Origin of the sequence: Pseudomonas sp. G1002 (genome assembly GCF_013385455.1) — a bacterium.
In the GTDB taxonomy this organism is placed as follows: domain Bacteria; phylum Pseudomonadota; class Gammaproteobacteria; order Pseudomonadales; family Pseudomonadaceae; genus Aquipseudomonas.
Map to the genome: position 1 here is coordinate 89,882 of NZ_JACAPY010000005.1, position 17,834 is coordinate 107,715.

General features: G+C 60.6%; 17 protein-coding genes. 8 read left to right on the plus strand and 9 right to left on the minus strand.

All coding sequences use genetic code 11. From position 1 onward, the window contains the following. Window position 1: 1 nt before the first annotated feature. From HX801_RS02230 to HX801_RS02255, 6 genes are all read right to left on the minus strand, one after another. Complete coding sequence (locus HX801_RS02230) at window positions 2-658, minus strand: DedA family protein (RefSeq protein ID WP_008436520.1); 657 nt, start codon at window positions 656-658, stop codon at window positions 2-4. A 240-nt stretch (window positions 659-898) separates the two neighbouring features. Continuing rightward, window positions 899-1,357: an N-acetyltransferase gene (locus HX801_RS02235; RefSeq protein ID WP_003219389.1), complete on the minus strand. Its 459-nt coding sequence runs from the start codon at window positions 1,355-1,357 to the stop codon at window positions 899-901. A gap of 92 nt (window positions 1,358-1,449) precedes the next feature. Next, window positions 1,450-2,298 carry an ethanolamine ammonia-lyase subunit EutC gene (gene eutC, locus HX801_RS02240; RefSeq protein WP_087692359.1) on the minus strand — a complete coding sequence of 283 codons (849 nt, stop codon included), beginning with the start codon at window positions 2,296-2,298 and terminating at the stop codon, window positions 1,450-1,452. Continuing rightward, a complete protein-coding gene (locus tag HX801_RS02245; RefSeq protein WP_003219393.1) occupies window positions 2,295-3,689 on the minus strand; it encodes an ethanolamine ammonia-lyase subunit EutB in 1,395 nt (464 codons plus the stop codon). Before HX801_RS02245 ends, eutC begins: the two co-directional genes overlap by 4 nt. 64 nt (window positions 3,690-3,753) lie before the next feature. Continuing rightward, window positions 3,754-5,202, minus strand: a complete 1,449-nt coding sequence (eat, locus tag HX801_RS02250) for an ethanolamine permease (protein WP_003219395.1) — start codon at window positions 5,200-5,202, stop codon at window positions 3,754-3,756. A 204-nt stretch (window positions 5,203-5,406) separates the two neighbouring features. Further along, window positions 5,407-6,927: an aldehyde dehydrogenase family protein gene (locus tag HX801_RS02255; protein ID WP_003219398.1), complete on the minus strand. Its 1,521-nt coding sequence runs from the start codon at window positions 6,925-6,927 to the stop codon at window positions 5,407-5,409. A gap of 286 nt (window positions 6,928-7,213) precedes the next feature. Here HX801_RS02255 and HX801_RS02260 point away from each other — a divergent pair, with 286 nt between their 5' ends. From HX801_RS02260 to HX801_RS02280, 5 genes are all read left to right on the plus strand, one after another. Continuing rightward, window positions 7,214-9,124: a sigma-54-dependent Fis family transcriptional regulator gene (locus tag HX801_RS02260; RefSeq protein ID WP_008436524.1), complete on the plus strand. Its 1,911-nt coding sequence runs from the start codon at window positions 7,214-7,216 to the stop codon at window positions 9,122-9,124. Between the two features lie 473 nt (window positions 9,125-9,597). Further along, the gene (locus HX801_RS02265; protein WP_256344189.1) at window positions 9,598-10,344 is read left to right on the plus strand and encodes a hypothetical protein; all 747 of its coding nucleotides are present in this window, start codon (window positions 9,598-9,600) and stop codon (window positions 10,342-10,344) included. 219 nt (window positions 10,345-10,563) lie between these two features. Next, on the plus strand, window positions 10,564-11,913 hold the full coding sequence (gene mpl / locus HX801_RS02270; protein ID WP_003219401.1) for a UDP-N-acetylmuramate:L-alanyl-gamma-D-glutamyl-meso-diaminopimelate ligase: 1,350 nt from the start codon (window positions 10,564-10,566) through the stop codon (window positions 11,911-11,913). After that, window positions 11,910-12,539: a flavin prenyltransferase UbiX gene (gene ubiX, locus HX801_RS02275; RefSeq protein WP_003219402.1), complete on the plus strand. Its 630-nt coding sequence runs from the start codon at window positions 11,910-11,912 to the stop codon at window positions 12,537-12,539. The genes mpl and ubiX overlap by 4 nt, the downstream gene beginning before the upstream one ends. Beyond that, entirely contained in the window at window positions 12,532-12,816 is a 285-nt protein-coding gene (locus HX801_RS02280) for a YceK/YidQ family lipoprotein (protein ID WP_023659172.1), read from the plus strand. The genes ubiX and HX801_RS02280 overlap by 8 nt, the downstream gene beginning before the upstream one ends. A 149-nt stretch (window positions 12,817-12,965) precedes the next feature. On the opposite strand, the gene HX801_RS02285 is transcribed toward HX801_RS02280, so the two are convergent. From HX801_RS02285 to HX801_RS02295, 3 genes are all read right to left on the minus strand, one after another. Beyond that, the gene (locus HX801_RS02285; RefSeq protein ID WP_003215421.1) at window positions 12,966-13,607 is read right to left on the minus strand and encodes an oxidoreductase; all 642 of its coding nucleotides are present in this window, start codon (window positions 13,605-13,607) and stop codon (window positions 12,966-12,968) included. Window positions 13,608-13,635: 28 nt separating this feature from the next. Continuing rightward, window positions 13,636-15,354, minus strand: a complete 1,719-nt coding sequence (locus tag HX801_RS02290; RefSeq protein WP_177021486.1) for a C13 family peptidase — start codon at window positions 15,352-15,354, stop codon at window positions 13,636-13,638. Between the two features lie 103 nt (window positions 15,355-15,457). After that, window positions 15,458-15,913, minus strand: a complete 456-nt coding sequence (locus HX801_RS02295; RefSeq protein ID WP_003215423.1) for a MaoC family dehydratase — start codon at window positions 15,911-15,913, stop codon at window positions 15,458-15,460. 179 nt (window positions 15,914-16,092) lie between these two features. Between HX801_RS02295 and HX801_RS02300 the strand changes: the two genes are divergently transcribed. The 3 genes from HX801_RS02300 to HX801_RS02310 are packed head-to-tail and all read left to right on the plus strand — an operon-like array spanning window position 16,093 to window position 17,780. Next, complete coding sequence (locus HX801_RS02300; RefSeq protein ID WP_008436537.1) at window positions 16,093-16,455, plus strand: CidA/LrgA family protein; 363 nt, start codon at window positions 16,093-16,095, stop codon at window positions 16,453-16,455. Further along, the gene (locus HX801_RS02305) at window positions 16,452-17,168 is read left to right on the plus strand and encodes an LrgB family protein (RefSeq protein WP_003215425.1); all 717 of its coding nucleotides are present in this window, start codon (window positions 16,452-16,454) and stop codon (window positions 17,166-17,168) included. The genes HX801_RS02300 and HX801_RS02305 overlap by 4 nt, the downstream gene beginning before the upstream one ends. A gap of 21 nt (window positions 17,169-17,189) precedes the next feature. Next, window positions 17,190-17,780, plus strand: a complete 591-nt coding sequence (locus HX801_RS02310) for an LON peptidase substrate-binding domain-containing protein (protein WP_003215426.1) — start codon at window positions 17,190-17,192, stop codon at window positions 17,778-17,780. Window positions 17,781-17,834: the final 54 nt, after the last annotated feature.

Here is a 17,834-nt window from a genome sequence, read left to right on the forward strand (position 1 = left end):
GTTACTGCGGCTTGGCTTCGGTGGAATTGCGGCCAAAGCGGCTGCGGAACACACCGATGATCATCGGTACCAGCGACAGCAGGATGATGAACACCACCAGCAGCGACAGGTTTTTCTTGATGAACGGCACGTTGCCGAAGAAGTAGCCCAGGGTTACCAGGCCGCCGACCCAGAGGACGGTGCCGAACACGCTGAAACCGAAGAAGCGCGGGTAAGGCATTTTCGCGATACCGGCGACGAACGGCGCAAACGTGCGCAGGATCGGCAGGAAGCGCGCCAGGGTCACGGTTTTGCCGCCGTGCTTGTCGTAGAAGTCGTGGGTTTTTTGCAGGTAGTCGCGGCGGAAGATCTTCGAGTTGGGGTTGCTGAACAAGCGTTCCCCGGCCGTTCGTCCGATCACGTAGTTGGTACTGTCACCCAGGATGGCCGCGAGCATAAGCAGGCCGCCCAGCAATATCGGGTCCATGCCGCCGCCCGCTGCAACAGCGCCGGCGATGAACAGTAAGGAATCACCCGGCAGAAACGGCATGACCACCAGGCCGGTTTCGCAAAAGATAACCAGGAACAGAATGGCGTAGATCCACACTCCGTAGTTTCTCACCAGCATGTCGAGGTACACGTCGAGATGCAGGATAAGGTCAAGCGGGTTGAAATCCATGGAGGGCACCTGTGTGAATGGCCTGGCTCAGCGGGCCTGTGCGGAGGCTTCGGGTAATAAGGGCTACAAGGTAGTGGCGTATTTCTTACGACCCTGAAAGGTCCGCATTATACGGATAGAGTTGTGAAAAGCGTGCTGGTTTTGTAGCGGGGAATGTCGCGAAAGCGATCTGATTGTAGACACAGCGTCAGTGTGGGAGGGGGCTCCCACAACAGATGTATGAGGTTTGGTTAATAGTTGTCAGTCATCGCTGATCGCAAGCACGTAGTTCTTGAACTCGGTGTCTTCCCGAAAACCGATGGACTCGTAGGTTTTCTGCGCCACCTGGTTGTCACTGCTGGTGGACACACGCAGGCGCACGGCTTGAGTTTCCTTGGCCATCTTCTTCGCGGTACGCATCAGGTTGTCGGCCACCAACTGCCGGCGTGCGTCTTCGGCGACGTAGATGTCGTTGAGGATCCACACGCGCTTGAGGGACAACGATGAAAAGCTTGGATACAGCTGGCAGAAACCGAGCAGTTTCTTGTCGTCATCGTCGGCCAGCGCCAGATAGATCACAGACTCCTTGCGGCGCAGGCGTTTTTCCAGGAAGGCGCGGCTCGAATCAGGAAACGGCAGCGCGCCGTAAAATTCGCGGTATTTGACGAAAAGCGGGGTCAACAGGTCCAGGTGTTCCAGGGTCGCTTGAGTAATCCGCATGCCAGGCCTCAACTTCCAAATGGGGTATGACCACACAAGCGGCCGTGTCTCGATGCTGCCTAAAGCAGAGAAAAAGCGCAATCGTGCAGGGATCAGTCCTTCGGTGGGCTGAGCAGGAAGTTTCCTTTCATCAGGTCGGGATCATCCGACTCGAGGGTTTGTACCTGCGCTTCATCCTTGAGGTTGACCCCCGACAACTGCCGGCGACAGGCCTCCCGCATCAAGTAAAGCAGGCGGTGAGCGGCCATGCCGTAGCTCAAGCCTTCCAGGCGCACATTGGAGATGCAGTTGCGGTAGGCGTCAGTGAGGCCGACTTTGGGGTTGTAGGTGAAATACAGCCCCAGGCTGTCCGGCGAGCTGAGCCCCGGCCGCTCGCCGATCAGGATCACCACCATTTTTGCCCCGAGCAACTGGCCGACTTCATCCGCGACGGCGACACGGCCCTGCTCCACCAGAATCACCGGTGACAGCGACCAGCCTTCAGCGTGGGTTTGTTCCTCCATGCGTGTAAGAAACGGCAACGTATGTTTATGCACCGCCAGGGCCGACAAGCCATCGGCCACCACCACCGCCAGGTCCACGCCGCCGGGGTTGGCTTCGGCATAGTCCCGCAGGGCCTGGGCGGATTCATCACTGAGGCGGCGCCCAAGGTCCGGGCGTTGCAGGTAGCTGTGGCGGTCGACGGCGGCGCTGTGCAGCAACAGGCTGTCGCGGCCGCGCTCCGCCAGTTGGCTGCTGAGTCCTGCATGATCAAACGGCAGGTGTACCGCGTCGCGGGCCTGGGCATGGGCGAACTGGAAATCCAGCTGAGCGCCGGTAGGCATGCTGGTGCCGGTGCGGCCCAGGGCAATCCGCGCCGGGGTCAGGCGCCGCAGCTCAAGCCACGGGTTGTCCACGTTGTTTTCCGGGGTGTCGATGTGCACGGGCGGTTCCTTCTTCATCCCAGTTGCGCCAAGGCGTGGCGGAATGCCGGTGGCAGGCTGTTGCCGAAGTGCACCTTGCCGTCGGCTTGCGTGAAGATGCCCATTTTCGCCAGCCACTGTTCAAACTCCGGTGCCGGCTTTAAACCCAATGTTTGGCGGGCGTACAGCGCGTCGTGAAATGAAGTGGTCTGGTAGTTGAGCATGATGTCGTCGGAGCCCGGGATGCCCATGATGAAGTTGATCCCGGCCACGCCCAGCAGGGTGAGCAGGGTGTCCATGTCGTCCTGGTCGGCTTCGGCATGGTTGGTGTAGCAGATGTCGCACCCCATGGGCACGCCCAGCAGCTTGCCGCAGAAGTGGTCTTCGAGGCCGGCGCGGATGATCTGCTTGCCGTTGTACAGGTACTCGGGGCCGATAAAACCGACCACGGTGTTCACCAAAAACGGTTTGAAATGCCGGGCAACGGCATAGGCGCGGGTTTCGCAGGTTTGCTGGTCGACGCCAAAGTGTGCGTTGGCCGACAAGGCGCTGCCCTGGCCGGTTTCGAAATACATCAGGTTTTGCCCGAGGGTGCCGCGGTTCAGGCTCAGGCCCGCGTCGTAGCCTTCCTGCAGCACGCTCAGGCTGATGCCGAAACTGGCATTGGCCGCCTCGGTGCCGGCGATCGACTGGAACACCAGGTCCAGCGGCACGCCACGGTTGATGGCTTCGATGGAGGTGGTGACGTGGGTCAGCACGCAGGCCTGGGTCGGGATTTCATAACGCTGGATGATCGCGTCGAGCATTTCCAGCATCGCGCAGATCGAGGCGATGCTGTCGGTGGCCGGGTTGATGCCGATCATGGCGTCGCCGTTGCCGTAGAGCAGGCCGTCAAGAATGCTCGCGGCGATACCGGCCGGCTCATCGGTGGGATGGTTGGGCTGCAGGCGGGTGGACAGGCGCCCGCGCAGGCCCATCGTGCCGCGGAACTGTGTGACGACGCGGATTTTCTGCGCCACCAGTACCAGATCCTGCACGCGCATGATCTTCGACACGGCGGCGGCCATTTCCGGTGTCAGCCCGGGCGCCAGGGCGCGCAGGCTCTGTTCGTCGGCCGCGTCGCTGAGCAGCCAATCCCGCAAACCCCCGACGGTCAGGTGGCTGACCACGGAAAACGCCTGTTTATCGTGGGTGTCGATAATCAGCCGGGTGACTTCGTCGCTTTCGTACGGGATCAACACTTCTTCAAGAAAGTGCTTCAACGGAATATTGGCCAGGGCCATTTGCGCCGCGACCCGCTCGCCATCGTTCTGGGCGGCAACACCCGCCAAAAAATCCCCGGAGCGGGCCGGGCTGGCCTTGGCCATCACGTCCTTGAGGCTGTCGAAGCGGTAGGTCAATGCACCGACCGCGTGGGAAAAGCTTGCCATACAGAGTCTCCTTGTCGACGCGGGCTGAATGTGAGTAAAGCGCCCGCGTCGAGGTTTATGGCAGTTAGTGCAAGGCGGCCTCTGCGGCCTGGATCGCCGCAAATTCTTCTTCCGGCGTGCCTGCTACCAAGTGATGCCGACTGTAGAAAGCAAAGTAAGCAATTAATACTCCATAGATGATCGCGGCGCCAATCACCACGCGCGGATCCACCAGAAAGCCCGCCACAACAGCGATGCAGGCCAGTACCAGGGCGACGCCCGAGGTGAAGATGCCGCCCGGAGTACGGTAAGGGCGGTCCATTTTGGGGCGGCGGATGCGCAAGGTGATGTGCGCGGCCATCATCAGCACGTAGGAAATGGTCGCGCCGAATACGGCGACCAGGATCAGCAAATCGCCTTGGCCGGTCAGCGACAGGCCGAACCCGATGATGCCGGGGATCACCAGGGCCAGTACCGGTGCCTTGCTTTTGTTGGTCTGCGACAGCTTGCGCGGCAGGTATCCGGCGCGGGAGAGGGCGAAGATCTGCCGGGAGTAGGCGTAGATGATCGAGAAGAAGCTCGCGATCAGCCCGGCCAGGCCCACCAGATTGACGAAGTGGCCCATCCACGTGGAGCCGCCGTAGGCTTTGGACAAGGCTTCCACCAGGGGATTGCCCGATGCCATCAACGCGTAGGCGCCAGCGCCGCCGGGGGCGATCACCAAAATCAGCAGGGCGAAGCTGGTCAGCACCACAATGGCGCCGATCAGGCCGCGGGGCAGGTCGCGTTTGGGGTTCTTGGTTTCTTCAGCGGCCAGTGGCACACCTTCGACGGCCAAAAAGAACCAGATCGCATAGGGAATCGCCGCCCACACGCCGACATAACCGAAGGGCAGGAAAGAGCTGGCGCCCTTGGCCTCGGTCACCGGGATGTCCAGCAGGTTGGCGACACTGAAGTGCGGCACCATCGACACCAGGAACACACCCAGGGCAATCGCGGCGACGGCGGTAATCACAAACATCAGCTTCAGCGCTTCACCCACGCCGAAGATGTGGATGCCGATAAAGATGATGTAGAACGCTAGGTAGATCATCCAGCCGCCAATGCCGAACAGCGACTCGCAATAGGCGCCGATAAACACCGCGATGGCGGCGGGGGCGATGGCGTATTCGATAAGGATCGCGGTGCCGGTGAGGAACCCGCCCCAGGGGCCGAACGCGCTGCGGGCAAAGCCGTAGCCGCCGCCGGCGGTAGGGATCATGGAAGACAGTTCGGCCAGGGAGAAACACATGCACAGGTACATGGTGGCCATCAGCAGTGTGGCGAGGAACATACCGCCCCAGCCACCCTGGGCCAGGCCGAAGTTCCAGCCGGCGTAGTCGCCGGAGATGACGTAGGCAACACCGAGACCGACTAATAGTACCCAGCCGGCAGCGCCTTTTTTCAGTTCCCGTTGTTGGAAGTATTCGGTGCCGACCTTTTCAAAGTCGACGGAAGACCCGGACGCCGGAGCGCCATTCGGTTCGCTGGGCATGATGGAATCCCTTTCTTATTGTTTTATCCCGGCTTACTTAAGTAAGCCGAATGAGTAGCAAGGTCTTGTGAAGATCAAGTGTGGGAGCGGGCTCGCTCGTGAATGCGGTAGTCAGTTGAAAACTCAGTAACTGATACACCGCATTCGCGAGCAAGCCCGCTCCCACATTTTTATTGCATTTCAAATGTGGGAGCGGGTTGTGAGTTAGAAGAAGCCCAGCGGATTGATGTCGTAGCTCACCAGCAGGTTTTTGGTCTGCTGATAGTGATCAAGCATCATCTTGTGAGTCTCACGGCCCACACCGGACTTCTTGTAACCACCGAACGCGGCATGCGCCGGGTACAGGTGGTAGCAGTTGGTCCATACACGCCCGGCCTTGATCGCCCGGCCCATGCGGTACGCGCGGTTGATGTCGCGGGTCCACAGGCCGGCACCCAGGCCGAACTCGGTGTCGTTGGCAATCGCCAGGGCTTCGGCTTCATCCTTGAACGTGGTGATGCTCACCACCGGGCCAAAGATTTCTTCCTGGAACACCCGCATCTTGTTGGTGCCCTTGAGCAGGGTTGGCTGGATGTAATAGCCGGTGGCCAGATCGCCGGTCAGCTTCTCGACCTTGCCGCCGGTGAGCAGCTCGGCGCCTTCGCCCTTGGCGATTTCGAGGTAGGACAAAATCTTGTCGAACTGCTGCTCGGACGCCTGGGCGCCGACCATGGTGTCGGTGTCCAGCGGGTCGCCACGTTTGATCGACTCGACCTTCTTCATCACCACTTTCATGAAGTCGTCGTAGATCGACTCTTCCACCAGCGCGCGGGAAGGGCAGGTGCACACTTCGCCCTGGTTGAAGAACGCCAGCACCAAGCCTTCAGCGGCTTTCTCGATGAATTGCGGTTCGGCTTTCATGATGTCGGCGAAGAAGATGTTCGGCGACTTGCCGCCCAGCTCAACGGTGGACGGAATGATGTTCTCGGCGGCCGCGTGCATGATGTGCGAGCCCACTGGCGTGGAGCCGGTGAAGGCGATCTTGGCGATGCGCTTGCTGGTGGCCAGGGCTTCGCCGGCTTCTTTGCCGTAGCCGTGCACCACGTTCAGCACGCCCGGCGGCAGCAGGTCGCCGATCAGTTCCATCAGCACGTTGATGCCCAGCGGGGTTTGCTCGGCAGGCTTGAGCACCACGCAGTTACCGGCGGCCAGGGCTGGCGCGAGTTTCCAGGCGGCCATCAGCAGCGGGAAGTTCCACGGGATGATCTGGCCGACCACGCCCAGCGGTTCGTGGAAGTGGTAAGCGGCGGTGTGTTCGTTGATCTCGGCGCTGCTGCCTTCCTGGGCGCGGATGCAGCCGGCGAAGTAGCGGAAGTGATCCGCGGCCAGCGGGATGTCGGCGTTCAGGGTTTCGCGCACGGCCTTGCCGTTGTCCCAGGTTTCGGTGATGGCCAGCAGTTCGAGGTTCTGTTCGATGCGGTCGGCGATTTTCAGCAGTACCAGCGAGCGGTCCTGGGCCGAGGTCTTGCCCCAGGCGTCAGCGGCGGCGTGGGCGGCGTCCAGGGCCTTGTCGATATCCTTGGCAGTGGAGCGCGGGAATTCGGCGATGGGCTTGCCGTTGACCGGCGAGGTGTTGGTGAAATAGTTGCCATCGACCGGCGCGACAAACTCACCGCCGATGTAGTTGCCGTACTTGGCCTTGAACGAAACGATCGCGCCTTCAGTACCGGGGTGTGCGTAACGCATGGTGGGTATCTCCTGGCTTTTTGTGTTTATTGGAGGACGCACGGTTGTGCTTGTTAAAGCGTAGAGCAAAGGTCGGGCCAGTGCCTCGTAGAGCCTGTAAATCAAGGGTTTAGAGGTTGTTGCAAACCGTTGCTGTGGCAAGCTTGGTACAGCCTGGGTGACAGTTTGTGCCATAAGCGGTACAGCCTGTGACCGGTGGGTCTGCCCGGGATTGCAATGGTCGGGAGGCTGGAGGATGCTGGGCACTCGCGCGCGGTGTACTTCACGCAGGGAGAATAATAAGAACATGCAAAACGATCATTTCAGTCGCCATGCCCAACAAGTCCTGACGGTCACCCGTGGGCAGGACCCGCTGCATGGCCCCGGCAGCGATCCGTCCATCGCCCGCTCCTGGCTGCGTTGTCTTGAGGACTATCACCTCGACCCCGCATTGACCATCGCGCCCACGGTGCTCGAACATGGCCGCCTGCTGGAAAGCCGCGAACGCCTGCAACAAGTGCTGAGCATCGCCGGCAATGAAATGAACAGCCTGCATCAACAGCTCTCCGGCGCCGGCCATGCGGTGCTGCTGACCGACGCCCGTGGGGTGATCCTCAACTGCGTCACCGCCCCCAGCGAGCGCAAGATCTTCGAGGGTGCCGGGCTGTGGCTGGGTGCCGATTGGAGCGAGGCCTGCGAAGGCACCAACGGCATCGGCACCTGCCTGGTGGAGCGCCAGTCCCTGACGATTCATCGCGATGAACACTTTCGTGGCCGACATACCGGCCTGACCTGCTCGGCCAGCCCGGTGTTCGACCCTCATGGCGAACTGCTGGCGGTGCTGGATGTGTCCTCGGCCCGGGAGGCGGTGTCGCGCCAGAGCCAGTTCCACACCATGGCGCTGGTCAATCTTTCGGCGAAGATGATCGAGAGCTGTTACTTCCTGCGCCATTTTGAGCACCACTGGTTGCTGCGCTTTCATTTGCAGGCAGAGTCTGTGGGCCTGTTCAGCGAAGGGCTGCTGGCGTTCGATGGTGAAGGGCGCATTTGCGCGGTTAACCAGAGTGCGCTGAACCTGCTCGGGCAAATCCGTGGCGGGTTGTTGGGGCAGCCGGTCGAGGCGTTTTTCGATTGTTCGCTCGATGAGTTGCTCGGGCGTGCCAGCGCGAACGCCAGCGCCAGTTGGCCCCTGCGTACCCGCGATGGCCGTGGCTTGTTCGCGGTGTTGCGCGGCCAGCCACGCAGCGTACCGGTGCCGGTGGCCCACGCTTTGCCGGAGCGGCCGCGATTGCCGGGCATTTGCCTTGGAGACGCGGCGCTGCAAAACGATTTCCGCAGAGCCTTGCGGGTGTTCGAGCGTGATGTGCCTTTGCTGATCCAGGGGGAAACCGGGTCTGGCAAAGAGGCGTTTGCCAAGGCCGTGCACCATGCAAGCCTGCGCGCAGATAAAGCCTTTGTGGCCCTCAACTGCGCAGCCATCCCGGAAAGCCTCATCGAAAGCGAGCTGTTCGGTTATCGCGGCGGCAGTTTTACCGGCGCCCGCAAGGAAGGCATGCGCGGCAAGCTGCAGCAGGCAGATGGTGGCACGTTGTTTCTGGATGAAATCGGCGATATGCCGCTGGCTTTGCAAACCCGGCTATTAAGGGTGCTTGAAGACCGCTTGGTAGTGCCCATCGGCGGTGAACCGCAAGCGGTGGACGTCAGAATTATCAGCGCTACCCACCGTAATCTGCTTGATCGGGTGCAGGATGGTAGTTTTCGTGAAGACCTGTATTACCGGCTCAATGGCCTGGAAGTGGCCTTGCCGCCGTTGCGCGAGCGCAGTGACAAGTTGCAACTGCTGGACTTCCTGTTGGCCGAAGAAGCGGGAGATCAGGCGGTGCAGCTTGACGGCGAGGCCCGCCAGGCCCTGTTGGCGTTCGCGTGGCCGGGCAACGTGCGGCAGTTGCGCACGGTGTTGCGCACCCTTGCCGCACTGTGTGAGGACGGGCGGGTGAGGCTTGATGACCTGCCTGCACAGATTCGTGCCGTGCAAACCCTGCCGGTGGCGATGAGTGAACCGGCAAACTCATTGCTGGATGCTGCCGAGCGCCAGGCATTGCTGGCAACATTGGTGCAGCAACGCTGGCATATGACGCACGTGGCGACCGTGCTTGGAGTCAGTAGAAATACGCTTTATAGAAAGTTACGTAAGTATGGTATAGCGCGTCAGGTGTAATGATGACGTTACCTGTTCTGGCTGTGAGTGATCAATCTGTGTTGTGGGCGACTGTGCGTTAAATAATTGGCGTCGCACCGTATTAATGTTTTGTCATGTATTTTCGTGTGTGGGTGACTGTCTTCTGGAACGTTCATTATCTGTTTAGTTACTAAGTTGGCGGTTGTCGATTGTCTCGATAACTCGCTAATAGCGCTTATGCGTAAATAGTAACAACAAGTGAGATAATAATCATGAATAGTATTAGAATTCGGCCCAACACGGTCAATCTACCTCCAGTGAATAAACCACCGGCCCCGCGCAATGGCGGTGTAACGCCTCCGATAGTACGTCCCGGTGGCCAGGGCAGCTCCCCTCCAATAGCTCCCCAACCTAAACCCCGGTTAGGGAAAAATCCGGCCACAGACACCTCCACAACGCTACCCAAGCCCGAGAAACCCAATAATTTTCAAACGCTGACACAACAAAAATTGATGAACCAAGGGCCTGCCAACCGGCCGTTCAAGCCTCAGGCCAGCGCAGATCCTAAAGATTTGGCACAGGTGACTCAAAACCTGATGGTTGCTGATCGGCTGGTCAAGGCCGGGGTGTTCAACACCTCGCCCCAGGCGGCAACGGTAGCCCGCGACGCCTTTGTCAGTGCGGGTATAAGCGGATTGGTCAGCGCTCCCCTGAGTATTGGTACCTACGCAGGCTCGGTTTGGTCTGGCGAGACAATCAAGGCGCAGTTTACAAACAATACGCCACTGCTCCCTCCGGCTCACCAGCCGGCTCCAAGCACGCAGGTGCCTGCCGCGAAAACCGACGGGACAACATCGGTCGTCGCCACGCAGGACACCGACACGGGTGCCACGACCGCGCGCTTGGGCCTGGCCGAGTTGCGCATGGAAGTCATTGCCAACAATATTATGGCAATGCGTCAAGGAACGAATGCTCCGGCACTTAAAATGAGCGACTCCTCGTCGCGTACGCCAAGCGAGCGCCTCGAAACGCTTGAGGCCTTGTATAAAACTGCGGAGGAACAGCTTAAAAAACTGGGGGACGAAAACGACATGGTATTCCGGCCTTACATTGCCACTCCCGCAGACGGCACCGATGACAAAGGCCGTCTGGATGTTATTGATAAGAAATTCGACGCATTAAACAAGTTCATAGGGAAGTTGTTGCACATGGGAACGCTGTCATTACCGGCAGAGTCTGCCGAAACAAAAGTCGTGTGACATAACCCCGCGTAAACTTTCGAGTCATGGATGATGCTCAGTCAAACTGGCGATGGGTCCGATGCCATGCATGCATCCTGTGGCACCGGACTTATCGAATATTCCCCTACGCTCTGACAAACAATGGCGGCTACCCCCCCAAGGCCTGCGTGCTACAGCTAAAGAGTGCGATTTTCCCTTCCCTGCGCTAACCTGCCTCGATGTTTTACGAGGTCGACTATGCACATTCATATTCTCGGTATTTGCGGCACGTTCATGGGCTCCATGGCGGTGCTCGCCAAAGAACTGGGCCATCATGTTACTGGCTCCGATGCCAACGTTTACCCACCCATGAGCACGCAACTGCAGGCCCAGGGCATTGAGCTGACCCAAGGTTATGACCCGGCGCAATTCGACCCGGTCCCGGACCTTGTCGTGATCGGCAATGCCATGGTGCGCGGTAACCCGGCAGTCGAATATGTACTGAATAAAGGTTTGCCGTACGTGTCTGGCCCGCAATGGCTGGCCGACCATGTGTTGCAAGGCCGTTGGGTACTCGCCGTTGCCGGTACCCATGGCAAGACCACCACCAGCAGCATGCTGGCCTGGGTGCTGGAGCATGCGGGCATGAGCCCGGGCTTCCTGATTGGTGGCGTGCCGCAGAATTTCTCGGTGTCGGCGCGCCTCGGCGACACCCCGTTTTTTGTCATCGAGGCCGATGAGTACGACAGCGCGTTCTTCGACAAACGCTCCAAGTTCGTTCACTACCGCCCGCGTACGGCGATCCTGAACAACCTGGAGTTCGATCACGCGGACATCTTCCCTGATCTGGCGGCCATCGAGCGGCAGTTCCACCACTTGGTGCGCACCATTCCCAGCGAAGGCCTGGTGATTCACCCCACCACCGAACCTGCCCTGCAGCGAGTTATCGAGATGGGCTGCTGGACCCCGGTACAAACCACCGGTGCTGGCGGCCAATGGCAGGTCAAACTGCTGAGCGAAGATGGCTCCAAATTTGAAGTACTGTTCGAAGGCGTCGCCCAAGGCATCGTCGATTGGGACATGACCGGCCAGCACAACGTCGCCAATGCCTTGGTCACCCTGGCGGCTGCGCGGCATGTCGGCGTGGTGCCGTCCATGGGCATTGCGGCCTTGAGCGCGTTCAAAAGCGTCAAGCGCCGGATGGAAAAGGTCGCCGAAGTGAATGGGATTACCATCTATGACGACTTTGCCCACCACCCGACGGCCATCGCCACTACCCTGGATGGCTTGCGCAAGCGTGTGGGTGATGCCCAGGTGATCGCGATTATCGAGCCGCGCTCCAACTCCATGAAGCTGGGCGCCCACCGTGATGGTTTGCCGGAAAGCGTCAACGATGCCGACCAGGTTGTGTGGTACGCGCCGGCCAACCTCGGTTGGGACCTGCCTGCCATCGCCGCGTTGTGCACGGTGCCGTCGATTTGCCGCGACTCACTGGAAGGCATCATCGAGCACGTGAAACACCAGGCCAGGCCCGGCACTCACGTGGTGATCATGAGCAACGGCGGCTTTGGCGGCCTGCATGGCAAACTCGCCGAGGCCCTGAAGTGAGCGGCCCGGAACGCGTCACCCTGGCGATGACCGGCGCGTCCGGCGCGCCCTATGGCTTGCGCCTGCTGGACTGCCTGGTGCGCGAAGACCGCGAGGTGCACTTCCTGATCTCCAAGGCCGCGCAACTGGTGCTGGCCACCGAGACCGATGTGGCGTTGCCGCCCAAAGTGCAGATGATGCAGGCCTTCCTCACCGAGTACACCGGTGCGGCGGCGGGGCAGATCAAGGTCTATGGCAAGGAAGACTGGATGTCACCGGTGGCGTCGGGCTCCGGTGCACCGGCCGCGATGGTGGTGGTGCCGTGTTCCACCGGGACCCTGTCGGCGATTGCCACGGGCGCCTGCAACAATCTGATCGAGCGCGCGGCGGACGTGACCTTGAAGGAGCGTCGCCAGTTGATTCTGGTGCCGCGCGAAGCGCCGTATTCGAGCATCCATCTGGAGCACATGCTCAAGCTGTCGAACATGGGCGTGACTATCTTGCCGGCGTCGCCGGGCTTCTATCACCAGCCGCAGACCATCGATGACCTGGTGGACTTTGTGGTGGCGCGGATTCTCAACCTGCTGAACATTCCCCAGGACATGCTGCCGCGCTGGGGCGAGCACCATTTGAGCAGTGATGAATAAACTATTGATGGTGCTGCTGGCGCTGCAACTCACCGGGTGTGCGACTGCGCGAACCCTGGACGCCGCCCAGCCCGGCGCGCCGGTGGTGTATGCCGGCACGCGGCTGGACATGTATGCGATTCAGGGCGGGTGCTGCGCGATGGACCGTTTTGGGGCCGAGGCGCCGAGCTATCCCCATGTCGACCTGCCGGCCAGTGCCTTGCTCGACACGCTGCTGTTGCCGCTGTCGGTGCTGACGGTGCTGGGGGTTGGGTTCAATGCGACGGGCGGGCTGTAGTACTTAATCCCAGTATTAACAGAAATCCAATGTGGGAGCGGGCTTGCTCGCGAATGCGGTGGATCAGTCACTGTATCATTGACTGATCCACCGCATTCGCGAGCAAGCCCGCTCCCACATTTGGATAGTGTCCTGCCTGGAATTACGTGTTATTTGCCGAGCTTGCGCAGCTCGTCCGACTCTATAACCCGCACCCCATCCTGCTCTTCCAGCGCCAGTCGCCACATCGCCCGCGCCAGTTCGCACACTTCAATGCCGTGGTACTTGCCCGGAATCAGCCGCGACAATGGCCCGGCCAGTTGCTCGGCCAGCCGCGGTTCCAATCGCTCACCCAACAACAGCGAAGGTCGGACGATGGTCAACTGCGGCCAATCCTGGGCTTTCAACGCCTGTTCCATCTCGCCCTTGACGCGGTTGTAGAAGATCGAAGATTTCGGGTCGGCGCCGATTGCGCTGATCACGATCAGGTGCCGCGCCCCCATTTCCCGGGCGCGCTTGGCAAAGGCCACGACCATGTCCAGGTCGACGGCGCGGAACGCTTCTTCGGAGCCGGCCTGCTTGATGGTGGTGCCCAGGCAGCAGAAGGCGATGTCCACCTGGCCGCTCAGTTGCGGCAGGAATACTGCCGGGTCGCCCACCGGGTTTTCCAGGTGTGGATGCTCGGCCAGAGGCTTGCGGCTGGGTGCCAGCACGCGGGTCACGGTCGGCTCGTTGAGCAGGCGGTCCAGCAGGTGCTCCCCGGTCAGGCCGGAGGCTCCGGCGAGCAAGATATGCTGAGGCGTCAGGTACATGATGTTTCCCCCTTGATACAGATTCAGCTTAGTTGCTCTTGGCTTCCTTGCTATTCATTGAGACGCTTTCGAGCGCCTTTCGTGCCTGCTGTTTGCGTAATAATTGCCAATGGGCGATTACGCCTTTGGGGGCCCAGATCTGCGGTTCGGAGGCTTCGAAGTTGTCCGCCTGTTCGCGTTCGGCCACGTGGGTCTGTGCCAGCTTGAAGGCTTGCTGCAAGTCGTCGGTCTGGTTGAAGGCATGGGCGAAGAGGGCGTCGCCGAAGTAGGTGAAGTCGGCCTCTTCGGAGCAGCCGAACGACACACGATCGGCGCGCGAGGCGGTCATGATCAGGGTGTGTTCGTCCTTCAGGGCCGGGATGAACCCGCCGGAGTAGCAGGCCGAAATCACGATGATCTTGTCGCGGTTCTTCAGCGGTGCCAGCACGGCGGCCAGCTCATCGGCCGGCAGGTCGGCCAGCTCCATGCGCGGCTGGTCGAGCACCAGTTCGTGCTCGTGAGTGCCGTGGCTGGTCAGGTAGATAAACACCAGGTCTTGCGGGCCACTGCGTTCGGCCAAGGTCTGGACTGCGCGGCGCAGGCTTTCGCGAGTGGCCATCGGGCGGTCGGCAATATGGTCGCGATGGTTCACCAGGCGGATCTGGCCGTAGGCGCCGAAGCGTGTGGCGAGCATGTTGCTGACGTAGTCGGCTTCGCGCAGGAACACGCTTTGTTTGCCGTCGCCGGCCACCACCAGGGTGTACAGCTCCACCCCCGATTTGGACGCGGGCACGGCGGCGAGGGCGGCATCCAGCAAGTGGCCCTGGGCAAACAGGCCGATTTCCAGCGGGTCAGGCAACAATTTGCCCTCGGCGTCGCGCACGCGCATGCCGTTGACCCAGGTGCCGGCCTGCACGGTGCCGTCGGTGAGCACCAAAGTGCCGCGACCTTGATAGCTGTCGCTGTCGAAGCCACCAATATAGAAGCTGCCGTCGGTGAGGTTCAGGCGGCCTGTGCCTGTGAAGCGCCAGTCGACGAACTGGCCGACGTAGTGGCTGCCATCGACGCCGATCAGTTCGCCCTTGCCGCTGAGGGCGCCTTCCTTGAATTCGCCGATCCATACGTCGCCGTCGGCGTTTTCGTAGCGGCCCTTGCCGTTGAGCTGGTTTTGTTTGAAATGGCCGATGTACATGTCGCCGTCGGCGCTGTTGAAGGTGCCGTTGCCCTCCAGCTGGCCATCGACGAAGCGGCCGCTGAACTGGTTGCCGCTGTCGTCGTTGCGCTGGCCTTCGCCGTTGGGCTTGCCGTGGGCGAACTGGCCCTGGTACTGGCTGCCGTCGGCCAGCTCGAGGCGGCCGAGGCCGGAATACTGGTCGTCCTTGAATTCGCCGCGATAGGTCATCTGCCCCTCTTTGAGGGTGCCTTCGCCGTTGCGCTTACCTTGTTTGAAACCGCCGACGTAGCTGTTGCCCGACGTGGTCAGGCTGCCCTGGCCGTCGAACAGGCCCTGCTGGAACTGGCCTTTATAGACCTCGCCGTTGCTGCCATGCCATTCGCCCTGGCCGTGCCACTGGCCTTTATCGAACTGGCCCGCGTACCAACTGCCATTGGGGTAATCCACCCGGCCCTGGCCTTGCAGCAAGCCATTGACCACATCGCCACGGTAACGACCGCCATCGGGCAGCCGCGCATCGGGCGGCAACAGCGATTCGCCGTCGCCGCACGCGGTGAGCAACAGGACAAGAGCAAGGGGAGCGAGTGGGCGCATAGCGGGATCCGGATAATTGAGCGCCGAGTATGCCGCAGCTGCGAGATCTATACATAAATTTACATGAATTGTGGTGAGCGGACGGGCTCACCACAGCCAGGTTTCAGACGAAGCAGAGTGACAACGATTCTGCAATGTAGGCCGGTTTTTCCTGGCCATCGATTTCCAGGGTGCAGGTGGCTTTAAGCAACCATTGCCCAGGTTTTTTCTCGGTGGCGTCGGTCAGGGTCACAGCCAGGCGCACCCTGGAGTCGACCTTCACGGGCTGGATGAAGCGCACGCTGTCCAGGCCATAGTTGACCGCCATCTTCAGGCCTTCGGGCATGATCAGGATGTCTTCGATCAGCTTGGGTATCAGCGACAGCGACAGGAAACCGTGGGCGATGGTGCCGCCAAACGGGGTCTGGGCGGCTTTCACCGGGTCGACGTGGATGAACTGAAAATCGCCGGTGGCTTCCGCGAACAGGTTGATACGTTCCTGGTCGATGGTGAGCCATGCAGAACGTCCCAGTTCCTTGCCGACATATTCTTTGAGTTGCGCTACGGGTACTGAGGGCATTGCGACTCTCCTTCTTTGCTCGGTTGGCTTCATCGTTTTTGTAGTTTTGGACAGGTCCAGAGAACCAATGTAGATCATCACGGGCACTTGGCCCGGTCAACCCACCATGCTTTTGGCGAATGCCGCTCCATAGAGGCAGCGTGCTTATAATGCCGACACGCTTTGGGGGGGAAGAACGGATGCTGTTACGCGGTCTGACATGGCTGGTGCTGTTTCAATTACTCGGCACGGCGATCAATCATTTGTTTGTCCCGGTGCTGCCGGGGCCGATTATCGGGCTGCTGCTGATGCTGGCCTTCCTGGTGTGGCGCGGCGAAGTCGGTGAACCCCTGAACCTGGCGGCCAGCAGCCTGCTGCGTTATTTGCCATTGCTGCTGGTGCCGCCTGCGGTCGGCGTTATGGTGTATGCCAAGGACATCGCCGCCGACTTCTGGGCCATCGTCGGCGCGCTGGTGTTGTCGCTGGTGATCGCCATGGGCTTTGTCGGCGTGCTGATGCAGAAACTGGTCAAGCGCCAGGCGCAGCGGGAGGACGGCCAATGACACTGGACTGGCAGGGCGCCTGGGCCGCCGTGATTCATCACCCGTTGTTCGGCATCGGCATCACCCTCGGCGCCTATCAACTGGTGCTGGCCGGTTTCGAGAAAACCCGCTGGATTTTCCTGCAACCGGTGCTGGTGTCGATGCTGTTGGTGATCGGCGTGTTGCTCGGCTGTGGCCTGACGTACGTCGAGTACCGCAAGAGCACCGAGATCATGAGCATCCTGCTGGGCCCGGCGACGGTAGCCCTGGCGGTGCCGCTTTACCTGAATCTGCGACGAATTCGCCAATTGTTCTGGCCGATTTTTACTACGCTGGTGGTGGGAGGCGTATTGGCCACCGGCCTGTGCGTGCTGTTGGGCTGGTGGTTTGGCGCCGAACACATGATGCTGATGACCATGGCACCCAAGTCCGTGACCTCACCGATTGCGATGCTGGTGGCCGAGCAGATCGGCGGCGTGGCGGCATTGGCGGCGGTGTTCGTGCTGATCACCGGGGTGATCGGCGCGATGATCGGTCCGGCGTATCTGTCACGGTTGGGCGTGCACAGCCCCGAAGCGCGCGGTATGGCGCTGGGCATGACCGCCCACGCCGTAGGTACGTCGGTGGCCTTGCAGGAAAGCGAAGAGACCGGCGCCTTTGCGGCGCTGGCCATGAGTCTGATGGGCGTGGCCACGGCGGTGTTCCTGCCGTTGGCCGTGTCGCTGGTTATTTAAGTCGGGTTTAAGGAAACCTTTATGAGTCTGGCGCTTTTCCCGCTCAATACCGTGCTGTTTCCCGGGTGCACCCTCGACCTGCAGCTGTTCGAGGCGCGTTACCTGGACATGATCAGCCGCTGCATGAAAAAGGGCGAAAGCTTTGGCGTGGTGTGCATCCTCGACGGCAAGGAAGTGGGGCTGGCGCCGGATGGCTATGCGTTGATTGGCTGCGAGGCGCTGATCCGCGACTTCAAGCAGCAGGACAATGGCCTGCTGGGGATTCGGGTCGAGGGTGGCCGGCGTTTCCGCGTGCGTGATGCCGGTGTGCAGAAGGACCAGTTACTGGTGGCCGAGGTGCAATGGCTGCACGAGCATCCCGAGCAACCGCTGGAAGAGGAAGACGCTGACTTGCTGGCGTTGCTTCATGCCCTGGCCGAGCATCCGATGGTGGCGTCCCTGGATATGGGCACCCACGCCGATGGACAGCAAGCCCTGGGCAATCAGTTGGCCTATCTGCTGCCCTTTACCGAGGCCGACAAGATCGACCTGTTGCAACTCGATGACCCGCAACAGCGCCTGGACGCGATCCAGTTGCTGCTGGATGAGTTGCAGGGCGAGCTGTTCACCTGACCCGCGAGTGTCACTCGGACTTGTCCTTCCCGGTCTTCAGATTTTCCGTGGTTG

What these genes read in the sequence shown, in the direction of transcription:
- HX801_RS02300 (WP_008436537.1), top strand. Translation starts at nt 16,093, where the DNA reads ATGCTGTTACGCGGTCTGACATGGCTGGTGCTGTTTCAATTACTCGGC.
- HX801_RS02245 (WP_003219393.1), bottom strand. Translation starts at nt 3,689, where the DNA reads ATGGCAAGCTTTTCCCACGCGGTCGGTGCATTGACCTACCGCTTCGAC.
- eat (WP_003219395.1), bottom strand. Translation starts at nt 5,202, where the DNA reads ATGCCCAGCGAACCGAATGGCGCTCCGGCGTCCGGGTCTTCCGTCGAC.
- HX801_RS02305 (WP_003215425.1), top strand. Translation starts at nt 16,452, where the DNA reads ATGACACTGGACTGGCAGGGCGCCTGGGCCGCCGTGATTCATCACCCG.
- HX801_RS02285 (WP_003215421.1), bottom strand. Translation starts at nt 13,607, where the DNA reads ATGTACCTGACGCCTCAGCATATCTTGCTCGCCGGAGCCTCCGGCCTG.
- mpl (WP_003219401.1), top strand. Translation starts at nt 10,564, where the DNA reads ATGCACATTCATATTCTCGGTATTTGCGGCACGTTCATGGGCTCCATG.
- HX801_RS02230 (WP_008436520.1), bottom strand. Translation starts at nt 658, where the DNA reads ATGGATTTCAACCCGCTTGACCTTATCCTGCATCTCGACGTGTACCTC.
- eutC (WP_087692359.1), bottom strand. Translation starts at nt 2,298, where the DNA reads ATGAAGAAGGAACCGCCCGTGCACATCGACACCCCGGAAAACAACGTG.
- HX801_RS02295 (WP_003215423.1), bottom strand. Translation starts at nt 15,913, where the DNA reads ATGCCCTCAGTACCCGTAGCGCAACTCAAAGAATATGTCGGCAAGGAA.
- HX801_RS02265 (WP_256344189.1), top strand. Translation starts at nt 9,598, where the DNA reads ATGAACCAAGGGCCTGCCAACCGGCCGTTCAAGCCTCAGGCCAGCGCA.
- HX801_RS02255 (WP_003219398.1), bottom strand. Translation starts at nt 6,927, where the DNA reads ATGCGTTACGCACACCCCGGTACTGAAGGCGCGATCGTTTCGTTCAAG.
- HX801_RS02290 (WP_177021486.1), bottom strand. Translation starts at nt 15,354, where the DNA reads ATGCGCCCACTCGCTCCCCTTGCTCTTGTCCTGTTGCTCACCGCGTGC.
- HX801_RS02260 (WP_008436524.1), top strand. Translation starts at nt 7,214, where the DNA reads ATGCAAAACGATCATTTCAGTCGCCATGCCCAACAAGTCCTGACGGTC.
- HX801_RS02310 (WP_003215426.1), top strand. Translation starts at nt 17,190, where the DNA reads ATGAGTCTGGCGCTTTTCCCGCTCAATACCGTGCTGTTTCCCGGGTGC.
- HX801_RS02280 (WP_023659172.1), top strand. Translation starts at nt 12,532, where the DNA reads ATGAATAAACTATTGATGGTGCTGCTGGCGCTGCAACTCACCGGGTGT.
- HX801_RS02235 (WP_003219389.1), bottom strand. Translation starts at nt 1,357, where the DNA reads ATGCGGATTACTCAAGCGACCCTGGAACACCTGGACCTGTTGACCCCG.